General features: G+C 71.1%; 14 protein-coding genes. 3 read left to right on the plus strand and 11 right to left on the minus strand.

Annotated elements, in window-relative coordinates:
* The first annotated feature begins 112 nt into the window (after nucleotides 1–112).
* Nucleotides 113–793: a TetR/AcrR family transcriptional regulator gene (locus tag FMEAI12_RS00790; RefSeq protein WP_112104622.1), complete on the plus strand. Its 681-nt coding sequence runs from the start codon at nucleotides 113–115 to the stop codon at nucleotides 791–793.
* 100 nt (nucleotides 794–893) lie between these two features.
* Here the strand turns inward: FMEAI12_RS00790 and FMEAI12_RS00795 are convergent, their stop codons facing one another.
* From FMEAI12_RS00795 to FMEAI12_RS00815, 5 genes are all read right to left on the minus strand, one after another.
* A complete protein-coding gene (locus FMEAI12_RS00795) occupies nucleotides 894–1,703 on the minus strand; it encodes an adenylate cyclase (RefSeq protein ID WP_112104623.1) in 810 nt (269 codons plus the stop codon).
* A gap of 228 nt (nucleotides 1,704–1,931) precedes the next feature.
* Nucleotides 1,932–2,126 carry a ferredoxin gene (locus FMEAI12_RS00800; protein WP_071060280.1) on the minus strand — a complete coding sequence of 65 codons (195 nt, stop codon included), beginning with the start codon at nucleotides 2,124–2,126 and terminating at the stop codon, nucleotides 1,932–1,934.
* Nucleotides 2,127–2,248: 122 nt separating this feature from the next.
* A complete protein-coding gene (locus FMEAI12_RS00805) occupies nucleotides 2,249–3,082 on the minus strand; it encodes a TauD/TfdA family dioxygenase (protein WP_071060161.1) in 834 nt (277 codons plus the stop codon).
* Between the two features lie 73 nt (nucleotides 3,083–3,155).
* On the minus strand, nucleotides 3,156–3,728 hold the full coding sequence (locus tag FMEAI12_RS00810; protein ID WP_112104624.1) for a carboxymuconolactone decarboxylase family protein: 573 nt from the start codon (nucleotides 3,726–3,728) through the stop codon (nucleotides 3,156–3,158).
* A gap of 562 nt (nucleotides 3,729–4,290) precedes the next feature.
* Nucleotides 4,291–5,211 (minus strand): NAD(P)-dependent oxidoreductase, encoded by a 921-nt coding sequence (locus FMEAI12_RS00815; RefSeq protein WP_235013556.1) that lies wholly within the window; start codon nucleotides 5,209–5,211, stop codon nucleotides 4,291–4,293.
* 259 nt (nucleotides 5,212–5,470) lie between these two features.
* Between FMEAI12_RS00815 and FMEAI12_RS00820 the strand changes: the two genes are divergently transcribed.
* Nucleotides 5,471–7,129 (plus strand): carotenoid oxygenase family protein, encoded by a 1,659-nt coding sequence (locus FMEAI12_RS00820; RefSeq protein WP_112104625.1) that lies wholly within the window; start codon nucleotides 5,471–5,473, stop codon nucleotides 7,127–7,129.
* A gap of 13 nt (nucleotides 7,130–7,142) precedes the next feature.
* On the opposite strand, the gene sigJ is transcribed toward FMEAI12_RS00820, so the two are convergent.
* Together sigJ and FMEAI12_RS00830 are read right to left on the minus strand one after the other, a co-directional pair.
* Entirely contained in the window at nucleotides 7,143–8,045 is a 903-nt protein-coding gene (gene sigJ / locus FMEAI12_RS00825; RefSeq protein ID WP_112104626.1) for an RNA polymerase sigma factor SigJ, read from the minus strand.
* Nucleotides 8,046–8,066: 21 nt separating this feature from the next.
* Nucleotides 8,067–8,762, minus strand: coding sequence for an NAD(P)-dependent oxidoreductase (locus tag FMEAI12_RS00830; protein WP_112104627.1), 696 nt, complete (start codon nucleotides 8,760–8,762; stop codon nucleotides 8,067–8,069).
* A 277-nt stretch (nucleotides 8,763–9,039) separates the two neighbouring features.
* Between FMEAI12_RS00830 and FMEAI12_RS00835 the strand changes: the two genes are divergently transcribed.
* Nucleotides 9,040–9,258 (plus strand): hypothetical protein, encoded by a 219-nt coding sequence (locus FMEAI12_RS00835; RefSeq protein ID WP_112104628.1) that lies wholly within the window; start codon nucleotides 9,040–9,042, stop codon nucleotides 9,256–9,258.
* A 111-nt stretch (nucleotides 9,259–9,369) separates the two neighbouring features.
* On the opposite strand, the gene FMEAI12_RS00840 is transcribed toward FMEAI12_RS00835, so the two are convergent.
* From FMEAI12_RS00840 to FMEAI12_RS00855, 4 genes are all read right to left on the minus strand, one after another.
* Nucleotides 9,370–10,638, minus strand: coding sequence for an acyl-CoA dehydrogenase family protein (locus FMEAI12_RS00840; RefSeq protein WP_071060155.1), 1,269 nt, complete (start codon nucleotides 10,636–10,638; stop codon nucleotides 9,370–9,372).
* Nucleotides 10,635–11,774, minus strand: a complete 1,140-nt coding sequence (locus FMEAI12_RS00845) for an acyl-CoA dehydrogenase family protein (RefSeq protein ID WP_071060154.1) — start codon at nucleotides 11,772–11,774, stop codon at nucleotides 10,635–10,637. The genes FMEAI12_RS00840 and FMEAI12_RS00845 overlap by 4 nt, the downstream gene beginning before the upstream one ends.
* A 245-nt stretch (nucleotides 11,775–12,019) precedes the next feature.
* Complete coding sequence (locus FMEAI12_RS00850; RefSeq protein ID WP_071060153.1) at nucleotides 12,020–12,418, minus strand: PPOX class F420-dependent oxidoreductase; 399 nt, start codon at nucleotides 12,416–12,418, stop codon at nucleotides 12,020–12,022.
* A gap of 218 nt (nucleotides 12,419–12,636) precedes the next feature.
* Entirely contained in the window at nucleotides 12,637–13,536 is a 900-nt protein-coding gene (locus FMEAI12_RS00855) for a hypothetical protein (RefSeq protein WP_112104629.1), read from the minus strand.
* Nucleotides 13,537–13,711: the final 175 nt, after the last annotated feature.

Genomic DNA, 13,711 nt, shown 5'->3' on the forward strand with positions numbered 1-13,711 from the left:
GAGCTGGGCCGGCGTGGGCGGCCGTCCCGCCCGCCGCGCGCGAGCCGGAAGGCAGGTTTGGACGTCTACGCCTAGAAAGTTGGACAACAGTGTCCAAGGTTAGCCTGACCCGATGCCAGGCAACGAAGGCGGGCCCCCGCGAGCGCGGCGCGGCCTTCCCGCCAAGCGCGAGGCGATCATGGCGGCGGCGCTCGAGCTCTTCGTCCGCCAGGGGTACGCGGCCACGACCCTCGACGACATCGCCACCGCGACGCCGGTCTCGAGGCAGACCGTCTACAACCACTTCGGCGACAAGGAGACGCTGTTCCGCGCGGTCATCGACACGCACCTGAACGCGACCCTCGAGGCGTTGCACGCCCCAACCGACCGGCCGACCACCGGCCCGGCCGAGCGCCCGGTGGACGCCGAGTCGCAGCTGAACGATCTCGCGAGACGCCTGACAGCGATCTTCCTCAATCCCCGGACCGCGTCGCTGCGGCGACTCCTCCAGTCGGAGGGCCCTCGCCAACCACATCTGCTCGAGCTGTGGCGCACCCGCGTCGCCGGCCCCGTCTGGTCGGAGGTGATCAGCCAGCTGACCCGGCTCACGCACGCCGGCGCGCTGCGCATCGACGATCCCGTCAGGGCCGCGAGCCAGTTCATCGTCCTGGTCACCGGCACGGCCTGGCAGATCACCGAGGTGGGCGTCTTCCTCTACCCGCCCCCGCCGGGCGTGGACGGCGAGCAGTTGGACACTGCGGTCCGCTCCTGCGTCGCGCTGTTCGTCCGCGGCTACCGGCAGACGCCCCAGTGACCCACTTGGCGTGAAGCTCCCAGAACCAAACCCGTCAGTACAGTGAATGCTCGTCGGCCACCCGCGAGGGAGCGCCCGCCCGCCGCCGGGCCGGCCGCCCTCACCGCCGGGGGCCGGTCAGCTCGCCGGCGAAGAAATCCAGGGTGGTGCGGGTCTTCGTCTGCTGCGGCCCGCTGAGATCGACACCGTGCCGGCGCAGGACGTCCGCCGTGCGCCCGGCGACACGCAGCGCCTCGGCGGGCCGGCAGCGGGTGGAAAGCTCGAGGATGCGCGAGCCGTCCGGATACGTCCACCGCTCCGCGAGCAGCGCGCGGTCGTGACCGGCGGGGATGATTTTGACCCGGCGGGCGTCCACCGGGCCGAACACCGCGAGATCGTCGACGTTGAGCCGGGCCGGCAGGCGGGTGGCGAGCAGCCGCAGCTGCCGCGGGGTGAACAGCCGGTGCAGCGCCCGCCGCCGGGCCATCACCCGGTCGACGTCGGCGGCGTCCAGCCGGGCCCGCAGCGCCCCGGAGCAGACGTACCGGCCGGGCATACCGTCGATCTCGACGATGAAGTTGCGGGAGCGGCGCAGCCGCGGCGGGACCTCGGCCGGGACGACGGGCCGCAGCTTCACCACCGCGTCGTCGGCGCGGCCGGCGATGCTGCGGACCCGGGCCACCACACCGTTGCGGTGCAGCGCGCGCTCGGGAGTGTCCAGGTAGAAGACCCGCAGCACCCGGGCGCGGGTGAACTCGATGCCGAGCGCGGCGCAGGTCGCCTCGTGCGCGGCCACGGGCACGACCAGCTTCAGCTCGACCCGGTCGGCCTCGCCGGTCAGCGCCAGGAGGTCGTCGAGATCGGTGTCGGAAAGCTGCCAGAACCGCTGCGCGGCGTGCCGATGCCGGGCGGATCGGGCCCCGCCGGCCACACCCTCCTCGCCGACCCCAAAGCGGGTCCGGTCACGGGGACTGGAGTGAGCGCGGGACATCAACCGCCATGATAAGAGAAGGCGGCGTTCACTTGCCGGCCAAAAATCGTCCGCGTAACCGTCACCCCCCGTTCACGACACCGTGTCACGCCGCGGCGCCGCGGCCCGGGGACGGAACGCGGCCGACGCGCCGGACGGTCAGTGGCCGCCCGGCGCCGACCTGTGCGCTCAGTCGTCGACGAGCTTGATGGCCTGCTTGGGGCAGGCGGTGACGGCCGCGCGGACGTCCTTGACGAGGTCCTCCTCGGGGTGCTCGTCCAGCACGTTCAGATAGTCGTTGTCGTCGAGCTCGAACACCGTGGGAGCGAGCCCCACGCACAGCGCGTTGCTCTCACAGAGCTTGAAGTCCACGACCACTCGCATGCTGACCTCCATCGGGCAGTTCGGACAGTGCGGACGTCCGTCGTCCCGCCGGCCTCGGCCTTGCCCGCGGGCCGACCGTCCGATGGACGTCAGAATTTCGCGCGGGGTGCCGCGCGCGGAGGTCAGGCTACGACTTCTTCGCCCACGAGGGTCGTTCGGTGCATCAACCGGTGCGACGTCGCCGTGTACGGGATCGCCCGGTGCAGCATGCCGGTGTTGTCCCAGATCACGAGGTCGCCGGGGTGCCAGTGATGGCGCAGGACGAACCGCGGCTGGGTCGACCATTCGAGGAGCCGGTCGAGCAGGGCGCGGCTTTCGTCCGCCGGCCAGCCGACGACGTGGTCGGTCGTCGCGCCGACCAGCAGCGACCTGCGGCCGCTGCGGCGGGTCCAGACCAGCGGGTGCTCGCGGGCCGGCACCCGTGCCCACAGCGCGCGGGTCCGCTCCGACGCGTCGGGCTCGGCCAGCGACTGCGAGGCCGCGAAGCTGTGCACGACGCGCAGCTTCGCGAACTGCTCCTTCTCGGCGTCGGAGAGCGCCTCGTAGGCGGCGTAGGTGTTGGCGAACTCGGTGTCGCCGCCCTCGTCGGAGACCTGGCGGGCCGTCAGCAGCGTGGCCTTCTGCGGCAGCTCGTCGTTGGCCCCGTCGATGTGCCAGAAGAAGGTTCCCCGCCGGTAGGCGGCCAGGACACTCTCGGCCGGGTCCAGAGTGATCTTCGAGATCTCGGGGTGGGTGTCCGTGCCGCCCACGGGGGCGACGACCACCTGGCCGAGCAGGCGGCTGAAGGCGACCAGGTCGTCGTCGCCGACGTGGGTCTCGCGGTAGACGACGACGCCGTGGCGTTCCAGCAGGGCCTGGCAGTCGGCCGCGACCGCCGGGTCGGCGAGCTGATGGCCGGCGAGGCCGGCGATCTCGACGCCGACCTCCGGGCTGATCTCGGTGACGGTCACGGCCATGACTACTCCTGTCGGGTCTGGGTGTGCCACCACCCCGTGGGGACGGCGCCGTGCCGGGTCGCTCGTCCGGCGGTCAGGTCTGGGTGAGGTCGTCGTCGAGCTCGAGCTCGAACGAGCGCATCATCAGCGCCAGGGTCTCGTAGGCGCCGACCGTGAAGATGATGTCCAGCAGCTGCTGGGTGTCGTGCTTGGCCGCGAGGGTCTCCCAGCTGCCGGCGCCGATCGCGCCCTCGGTGAGGAGCTCGTCCACCGCGCGGATCAGCGCCGCCTCGACCGGGTCCCAGAAGGGCGCGTCCGGGCCCAGCGCGATGCGGGTGATCTCGTCGTCGGTCAGGCCGATGTCGTGGCCCATGACGACGTGCTGTGTCCACTCGTAGTAGCACTTGCGCAGTGCCGCCACCCGCAAAATGATGATCTCCCGCTGGCGCAGCGTCAGCGTCGTCGCACGCTGGATGTGGCCGTTGAACGTGAAGAAGGCGTGCGCCAGCGTGGGGTGGTGGGCGAGCGTCCCCAGCGTGTTCAGTGCCTTGGGCTTGCCCTCGGAGGGCATCGGAGGGTGCAGCGGCACGGGCGGCGTCAGGGCTGCCAGGGCCGGACGCATCTCCTTCGGCCATTCCCTGAGGGGAAGCGGGTCGATACGTGCCATATCAGAGGTTCCTCCGCCCTTGAACCGGTAAACACCCGGCAACCGATAGTGATACCGATCACACAGCAGGTCAATAGTACTGTGATAACCGGTGCGAGCCGTCCGAACCGAACGAATCCCAAAAAATGCCTATCACCTGACGTTGGTCCGGTCAAGACCCGCAGATCAATTCCGGCCGGCCGATCACCGCCTCCGACACCGCGTCACGGACGGTATTCGACCTCCCGGAATGCCGGCGCCACCACGAGGCCCGGAAAACCTTATATGGCGTACCCGAGAACCACCTTACCGCCCACAACCCCCCCCCTGGTGATGCCCCAGGACAGGACCCGACCTCCGACCTGGCCTGGCCTGGCCTGGTGGGCGTGAGCGCCGCCAGCCGTCGATTGCACTTTTTAGTAATCATCCTCTCCTCAACAGAGAGGATGATTTTCGATCATCAGCGATAACCAACCCGGCCCGGATTAGTTTCTGAACACCCGATTTACAAGACCCCGGCCCCAGGAGGCTCCCCGGCCGGGAGACAGTGCGGAGATACTCGGAGCAGGCGTCCGGCGGGCAGTCAGGTTCCCTTCACGAAGGGATAGATCCGGGTGAAGTCGGCACCGGGTGCCGCGGCCGCGAACCGCTCCCACACCGATGCCGTGACCGCCCCGATCCGCGAGCTCCGCGAGTTCGGTGAGTTCTGTGAGTTCTGTGGGCTTCGCACGGCGCCGTCGCGCTCCTGGACGGCCGCCAGATAGAGCGCGACGTCCTTCGCCATCAACGAGTTGGTGAAACCAGCCGCGTAGCGTTCGGTGAGTACGTGGTTGGGGAACTTGTCGGCGGTCGCCGAACTCCGGCCGCTCGCGCCGTTCAGCACGTCGAGCATCGTGGCCATGTCGAGCCCGGCCGAGGTGCCGAAGGCGATCGCCTCGCTGGTCGCCGCCAGCGCCGTCGCGGAGAGGAAGTTGTTCGCCAGCTTCAGCGCCTGGGCCAGGCCCGGCTCGTCGCCCACTCTGGTCCGGCGGTCACTCAGGCCGGCCAGGACGGGCGTGACCGCCGCGCAGTCGGCGTCGGACCCGGCGAACATCACCGCGATCGTGCGCGCCCGGGCGCCCGCCACACCACCCGACACCGGCGCGTCGACGTAGCCGACACCGGCGCCGGCCAGCCGGCCGGCGATCCGGCGCGCGGCGGCCACCCCGACCGTCGAGGTGTCGACGACGTACGCCGCCCGCCGGCCGGCCAGCGCGACGATCTCACCGGCGACCTGCTCGGACACCGCCCCGTCGGGCAGGCTGAACACGACGGTGTCGGCCCGGCCGGCGACCTCGGCGACGTCGGCCGCGCCGACCGCTCCCACCGGGACCCGATCCGGGCCGGCCGCGTCGTGGGCGACGACGTCGAACCCGGCCGCGACCAGGTTCGCCGCCAGGGCGCCGCCCATGCTCCCCAGGCCCACGAATCCGACCGTCGCCCTCGTGCCCGCCATCATGCCCATCCTCGTCACCGCGACCGCCTCGCCCGGGCGGCGGCGGCCCGGTCGGGCCCGGGACCTTCCCCCGGCGCCGCCACGAACGGTAGCTTCGCAGAAAGTAGACTGATGCGTCTACTTGATTCACCGGCGCGATCGAGCCATGGGCACAAACCCGGCGGGGGCGCTTTCCCGCGGCGTTCACCCTGAGTCCACCGCCCGGCAGCCGCAGGCTCCGAGAATTTCTCTCAGCCGCTCCTCCGACGGGTCGGCGGGAGGTTTTCTCGTGGACCACGCGGTTTACCACGTGCTCGAGCAGAGTCGGGAATACGAGGTCGATCTTGTCGTCACCGCCGGCCAGTGGCCGGACGGGCTGACCGGGTTCGCATTTGTCGTCGGGCCGGCCCAGCCGACGGTGCTGGACTTCGCGCCGAGCGGGCCGGGAATGCTGACCCGGGTCGATCTGGCGAAACGCGTCTGGCGGACCCGCCGGGTGGTCACCCCGGACCTGGCGATGCTGGGCGGGCTGCGTGCCGCACTGGCTCCGGAGGAGCTCCAGCGGCTGCTGACCGGCGCCCGCCCGTCACTCAGCCACACCGCGCCGCACTTCTTCGGCGACCGGCTGCTGCTCACCGCCGACCGACAGCGGCCGGTGGAGCTCGACCCGGTCACGATGACCTACCGGACGTTCCTCGGCGCGGTACAGGAGTATCCCCAGGTCGGGGCGCATCCGCTGTTCCCCGGGGTGCAGACGACGTCCCACCCGGTGGTCGACCCCGACGAGGGCTGCCTGTGGTGGAGCAACATCCACCTGCGCCCGCGCGGCCGGTCGACCACCGACGCGGAGGGCCCACTGTCGGTGGTGCGCTGGGACGGCCACGGCGAGCTGGAGACCTGGGAGGTCCCCGGGGCGCGCATCACCCAGGGCACCCACGAGATCGCGGTGACCCGCGACTACGTCATCTTCACCGAGATCGGCTTCCAGCCGGAGCCCGGCAGTGTCGCCGGCCGCGGCCGCACCAAGCCGCACCTGCCGTTCACCGACATCTACCTGGTCGCCAAGCGGGCGCTGACCCGCGCCCGGGTCGGCTCCGCGGTGCCGGTGACGCACGCGCGGGTCCCGTACGAGTCGTTCCACGAGTTCGCCGACTACGGCCAGGACGGCAACGACGTCACGATGTACGTCGCGCACTCGAACGGCTGGGACATGAACTACGCCATCACCCGCTCGGACATCGTGTGGCGCACCGGGGACAGGCTGCGCAGCTGCCTGTCCGGGTTCATGCCGACGCCGGTCGACGCCGCACCGGTCGGGCGGCACGTCATCGACGGCCGTACCGGGCAGGTGCGGCAGAGCAGGTACTTCCTCGACCCGCAGCGGCACTGGGGAACCCTGCTCTACGCCCGCGACACCCGCCCGGCGGCGCTCGAGCGGGGCCGCCACCTGTGGCAGGCGTACTGGGGCGCCACGCCCGACACGATGGTCTCGGCGATCGTCGAGATGTACGCCGACCATCCGTTCCGGGTGGTCGACGTCGACGACCTGCCCACGACCGAGATCCCGTCGTCGCTGGTCTGCATCGACCTGGAGTCGATGACCGAGCAGTCGGCGTGGACGTTCCCGGCCGGGACGATCTGCGAGTCCCCGGTCTTCGTGCCGGACAAGGCCGGCGGCGACGGCTGGGTGGTGGTCTTCGTCAAGCATGCGGACCGCACCGAACTGCAGGTCTTCGACGCCCTGGCGCTGGATCTCGGCCCGTGCGCCGTGGCGACGGCGCCAGGCCTGCGAATGCCCGTGCTGTTCCACTCGGGCTACACGGAGACCATCCGCTCCCCCGGTACCGACTACCGGCGCTCGTTCGCCGCCGACCTCGGCACCGGATGGCGCGACCTCTCCCCGGCCGCGCGCGCCATCGTCACCGAGATCGTGGAGGCGTTCGGCTAGGACGCGCATCGCATCAGTCGTTGACTTTCACGGCGGCCAGCCTGTCGGGGTCGAGAATGAGGTCGATCTCGCTGATGCGGCCGTTGACGACGATGAATCCCACGACTGCGATCAGCCCGGCTCTGCCACGCGCGATCATGCCGGCGGCGCCGTTGACGAGGGCGGGTTCCCAGGGGCCGGCGAAGCGTGGGCCCTGGACGGCGGCGTGGCTGGCGACGTCGCGTGCTCCGGTGAGCAGCGGTGGGGCGAGCCAGGTGCGGGGCCCGGTGTCGACCCGGAGTCTGACGTCCGGGTCGAGGAGTTCGACGAGCGCGGCGAAATCACCGTTGCGAGCAGCGGCGAGGAAGGCTTCGGCCACGCGACGTTGGGTGGGGAGGTCGGGATCCGGCCGGGTGCCGCTGCCCTGGACGCGACGACGGGCGCGACTGGCCAGCTGCCGTGTCGCCGCCGGACTCTTCTCGAGGATGGGAGCGATGTCGTCGAACGGGACGCCGAACATGTCGTGCAGCACGAACGCGAGCCGCTCCGCCGGTCGAAGACTGTCCAGGACGACGAGGAGCGCCAGGCCGACCGAGTCGGCCAGCAGGACGCGTTGTTCGGGATCGGGGGTGTCTGCCTCGGTGATGACCGGGTCGGGCAGCCACGTGCCGGGCAGGTCCTCGCGCCGCGCCCGGCGGGCGCGCAGCATGTCGACGCAGACGCGCCCGACGACGGTGGTCAGCCACCCGGCCAGGTTGTCGATCGCCGTCTCGTCTGCTCGGCTGAGCCGCAGCCAGGCTTCCTGCACTGCGTCGTCGGCGTCCGCGAAGGATCCGAGCATGCGGTAGGCGACGGCGCGCAGCTGGCGACGTTGGCGTTCGAACTGTTCGGCGTACCAGGCGGCGCCGTTCGCGGGGGACGCGGGCTCGAAGGTCATGACAGGTGGTCGGCGGCGGGGTCAGTCACGGCCGAACGCCTCCCGCCGGATCACCTGTAGGAGTGTCGGGGCGTTCTCGCTGGTCGTGATCTCGACCGTCCGGCCGACGAACCGCTTCCCGGTGGCCTGCGTCAGCAGGCAGTGGGCCAGGTCGGCACGGCTGGTGAAGACTCCGTCCAGCGGGCCGTCGCTGACGGTGTAGCGCGAGACGTGGTCGGCATCGAACAGCCCCGAGGATCGGATGATCGTCCATTCCGCGTCACTCTCGCGGACGATCTGCTCCATGGCCCGCATGTCCGCGTACGTGGTCCTGCCGATCGTCCTGACGATCATCGGCTGCATGACCCGGTTGAGCAGGAACCCGCCCTCGCGGTGGGGGTGGGGTTCGACCGCCGTCGAGCTGACGACGGCCAGCCGTTTCACACCGTGCCGCGTCATCGCCTCGAGAATCTTCGCGGCGCCGCGGCTGTAGACGGTGATCGGGCCACGGATGAACGGCACCCCCAGGCTGGACAGCACCGCGTCGGCGCCCTCGATCGCCGGCGCGAGGGCGGCCCCGTCGGACACATCGCCCCCGATGACGGTGAGCTGCTCACCGGCCAGCGGGAACTCCGCCGGGCAACGCGTCACCGCCGTCACGGCGTGGCCCGCGTCGAGTGCCTGTCGCACCACGAGGCGCCCCGTGGCCCCACTGGCTCCGAAGATCGTGATCTTCATACGCTTCCGTCCTTCGCCTGTGCTCGCGTCCGCGTGGCGGCGCGGTCTGGTTCCTGCGCGCTGCAGGCACCCTGCGGATACGTCGAATCCAGGCAGGTCGGATGTGACAGATTCGCGGTGGATCGGCACTCCACCGCGCTGAGCGTCCCCGCGGACGCCAGCGTCGCGGACCGGAACCCGCGCTACCCCGACCACCTGCAGCGGCGGCTGCTCGGCGCCGGCATCCCGGTCTCCGTCGTCAACGCCGGGATCAGCGGGAACATGCTCCTGACCAGCGGTGAGCCGTCGCAGGCGGGGCGCAGCGGGCTGCAGCGCTTCGACGATCACGCCCGCGTCCAATGCCGTCATCGACGGCACCGGCACCGCCCCCGACAGCGAGAACTACCGCCAGCGGATCAACTCCTGGATATGCGGCCAGCGCCTCGCCGACGGGTTCGTGGACTTCGACGCGGCGGTGCGCGACCCCGCCGACCCGTCCGCCGGCTGCCAGCGCTGAGCCTCCCAGCCGAACGAGAGCAGACGAGCGATAGCCGGACGAGAGAGCCGGACGAACGACAGCGGCCGGGCGCGTGGGTACGCGCCCGGCCGCTGTCACGGATCGGTGGGGTCAGCCCCGGTTCGAGGCGCCCCGCGGGACGTCCCGGAAGGCCACCCCGCGGTCCTTCGCCGGCTCGCGGGGCATGCCGAGCACCCGCTCGCTGACAACGTTGCGGGCCATCTCGGTGGTGCCGCCGCCGATGCAGCTCACCTGCCGCAGCAGGAAGTCGTTGCCGCACTCGGCGGTGGCGCCGTCGTCGTCCGTCCAGGCCGCGCTCGCCCCGCCGGCCAGGTTGAACGACAGGGTCGTGGTCCGCGCGGCCGTCACACCGGTGAACAGCCGTCCGATGGCCGCCGACTGGTCGGGCATCCGGCCGGACCGCAGGCCACGGGACAGCCGGCCCTGCAGCGCGTGCGTGACGAGGTCGAGCATGCGGCCCTCACCGATGAGGTCACGGGCCAGCGGGTCCTCGAGCCGGCCGGCGTCGCGCGCGATCTCCACCAGGTGGGTGGCGCGGATCGTGCCGCGCGCCCCGTCGGCGGGAATGGTGACCAGCGGCGAGTTGTGCAGCATCCGCTCGTGGAACATCCACCGGGTGCCCACCGTCCAGCCGTCGTCGACCTCGCCGATGCGGTCGGTGTCCGGGACCCGGACGTCGGTGAGGAACTCCTGGCAGAACTCCTTGTTGCCGTTCAGCATCTCGATGCGGTGCACCTCGATACCCGGCTGGTGAATCGGCAGGATGAACACGGTCAGCCCACGGTGCTTCGGGACGTCCCAGTTCGTCCGGGCCAGGACGAGGCCCCAGTCCGACCACCAGGCGCCGGTCGTCCAGATCTTGGACCCGTTCAGGATCCAGTCGTCACCGTCGCGGACGGCACTGGTCAGCGCGGCGGCGACGTCCGAACCGGCGCTCGGCTCGGACAGGAACTGCATCCACAGCTCCTCGCCCTTCAGAATCGCCGGGATGTGCTGGCGCTTCTGCTCCTCGGTGCCGAAGTCGAGCAGCACCGCGGCACACGGCGAGAATGTCGGGGCCTGGATGTCGGCGGGATACTCGTAGCCCGAGATCTCCTCGCTGAAGGCCTTCTGGTGGTCCGCGGTGAGCCCCTGGCCGCCGTATTCGCGGGGAAAGGCGATCCCGGCGAAACCCGCGTCGTAGAACATCCGCTGGATCTCGCGCTGGCGCGCGACCGCGGCGAGCTCCGCCTCGTCGCTTTCACCCGCGCGCATCACGCCGATCCCGCTGCCCGCCGGGAGCGGCGCCAGGTTGCCCCGGATCCAGTCCCGCGCCCGCTGGCGGAAGGTCTCGACGTCCTCGATGTCGCCCGTGCTCATGCCCGCTCCTTGAGATGTTCGACCACGCCGGCGATCCGCTGCCGGTGCTCGGCGGGGGTGCCGTACAGCGCGCGGTCGAGGACGACCCGGCGCAGGAAGAGATGCAGGTCGTGCTCGAAGGTCACGCCGATCCCGCCGTGGATCTGGACGCAGTCCTGGAGCAGCTCGGTTCCGTACTCACCGATGAACGCCTTCGCGGCGCTGACCAGCTCGGGGGCGTCCGGCGACTCCGCGTCGACGGCGCTCGCCGCCGTGTCGCTGATGGCGTGCGCCGCCTCCAGCCACGACTTCATGTCCGCGAACCGGTGCTTGAGCTCCTGGTAGGAGGCCAGCGGCCGGCCGAACGAGTAGCGCTCGAACGCCCACTGCACCGTCATGTCGAACGCGGCCTGCATCGAGCCGACGCTCTCCGCGCAGAGGATCACCAGGGCCAGCTGGAGCTGACGCTCCACCTGCTCCGCGGCCCCGCCGAGCTCACCGACCAGGGCGCTCGCCGGCACCCGCACCCCGTCGAACCGGACGGTCGCGAACCGGCGGGTCAGGTCGACGGTGCGCAGCGGCTCCACCGTCAGGCCCGGCGTGTCGGTCGGGACGAGCACCTGGGTGAGACCCGCCTCGCTGCGCCCCGTGACCAGCAGGAACTGGGCCACGCCCGCCGACTCGACCGGGCGCTTGACCCCGTCGAGGACGATCTCGTCGCCCTCTACCCGGCAGGTCAGCTCCACCGTGCCGAGACGATCGTTCGGCGCGGGCTCGCCGTAGCACCACGAGGCGATCGCCGTGCCTTCCAGCAGCCCCGCCAGGACGGCCTCGTGCGCCGCGCCGCCGACGGCGCTCAGCGCCGCCGCGACGACGTTCGTCGGCACCAGCGGTCCGGGCGCCGCCCGGAGCCCGAACTCGTGCGCGGCCACGGTCAGGTCGACCAGGCCCGCCCCACTGATAGAGCCGCCGCCATTCTCCTCGGACACCAGCAGGGACGTCCAGCCGAGCTCGGCGCCGGCACGCCAGTAGTCCGCCTCGAACCCCGAGGCGTCGTTCCGCAGCCGCCGGATCGTCTCTGTGGGCACCCGGTCGGTCAGATACCGAGCCGTCGCCTCCCGCAGGACTTCCTGATCGGGATCCAACTCCAGCAGCACAGTCTGTTACCTCCACGACGCTTGAGGCCCTCGCGCGCCACGTGGCACCGCAAGAGGTCAGACTGAAAACGTATAGCGATTTTTGACAGAACTTCAACAGTTACCCCGTTACCGCCGCGAACCCCCGATCCAGCCCACCATGTGGTGACGGAGACCGGCTTGTCCGGCTGCGTCTGGGCCGGAATGCGACGGCCGGTGGCTGGGCGGTCGCCGGACGAGGCCGGCGACCGCGGGCGGCGCGGCGGTCAGGAACCGGCGTTGTAGACGACCTTGCTCGGCGTGATCCGGACGATGATCCGCTGCTCGCCGGGCTTGCGGAACGGGTAGCTGTCGACCCCGAGGTACTTCTTGGCCAGCCGGTCGATGTGGGCGTCGGCGCCCTCGGTGTCGAGCGTGGCCGTCCCCGTCACGCTCACCAGGTGGTAGCGGTCTTCCGGGTCCAGCACGCCCACGGACACCCGCGGGTCCTTGCGCAGGTGCTTCTCCTTGACCCGGCCGACCGCGGTGTTGAACAGGACATCGTCGCCGTCGACGTCGACCCAGACCACCGTGCTGTGCGGCGAGCCGTCCGCGGTCAACGTGGTCACCCACCCGTGGAAGGGCTTGTCCAGCAGTTCCTTCGCCCCGTCATCGAGCTTGCCCATGTCCTACCTCCGTCGTCGCGAGGCCGTCGATACGGCGGCATCGACCACCGCACGCGACGCACCTCTCCTGGACGACGCCACCCGTCGTGAACGTCGCCACCCGCACGCTCAGCGGCGCCGGACCATCGTGATATTCCCGCACCCGCGCCACCCACCCGACGCCCGCCGGTCCGGGACGGCCGCGCCCGGCCACCGCCCCCCTTGCGCTCTCGGTGCGCTCACCCGGCGGTGTCCCCGCGGACGTCACCGGTGACGTCCGTGGTTCTCGCGGTGACCTCCTCGGTCCCGTCCTCGGTGATGTCGAAGTCGTACTCGAGCGGCACGATCAGCCGGTAGGGCAGGAAGGCCAGCTCCTCGTAGGCCCCGCGGTGCGCGGGGAACCGGCCGACGGCGCGCCAGTACCGCTTGGCCTCCTCGATCCGCCCCATCACCAGCTCGGGCGGGTCCTCGCAGAGCAGCATGTGCAGCACGAGATCCGACCCCGGTGCCGCGTCGACAGCCTCGCCCCCGCCGGCCTCGTCTCCGCTGGTCTCGCTCCCACCGGCCTCGCCCCCGCCGATCTCGTCCGCCCACTTCAGCCGGACGGCGCCGAGGAGGCCGGGCACGGCCGCCAGGTCGGGCAGGTGCACCCGCTCCCACCAGTCCACCGCCTCGCCCAGCCGGGCCGCCGACGGCGCCCGCCCGAGCGCCACGATCACCCCTCGGTGCGCGAGATACGGGACGGCGACGGGGCGCACCAGGCACCCCGGGCGGCTCCAGGCCGCGGCGACCCGCCACCGCGAGCTGTGACGAGGCCGCCCGATCCGCCAGAAGCGCCCGCCTTTGAGGAGCGTCCGATCCAGGGCGAGCCAGCCCTCGCGGGCCTGCTCGCTGGTCATCTCCAGCGGACCGCCGAACCAGTAGGTGGTCAGGTACGGCGGATACCCGCCGAGCAGGTCGGACCGGACGACCCCCGGTGCTTCCCGCAGGTCGCGGGGCGCGACGTAGCGACGTCCCAGGAGCACGTCGGGCTTGGCCAGGTGCTCGGGCATGTGGTCGAGGTCGTACCACCGGTTGTACTCGACCGTGCACTCAGCCGGGATCTCCAGCAACGCCAGCATCATCCCGTCGATCTCCACAGCCAACCGACCCCCTCGCGTCCAACGGGACACCATCAAACCGGGCTCCAGCCCCCAGAGCACCTCACCCACCCGAACCCGGCCATCCAGCGACTTCCGCAACCGCGGCTACCAGGGACCGGGCCGACTCCGGGAGGACCGGACCAGGGCTGGGAGCTGGGGCCAAGGACTGAGC

This window comes from Parafrankia sp. Ea1.12, from assembly GCF_900465275.1.
Classification (GTDB): Bacteria; Actinomycetota; Actinomycetes; order Frankiales; family Frankiaceae; genus Parafrankia; species Parafrankia soli.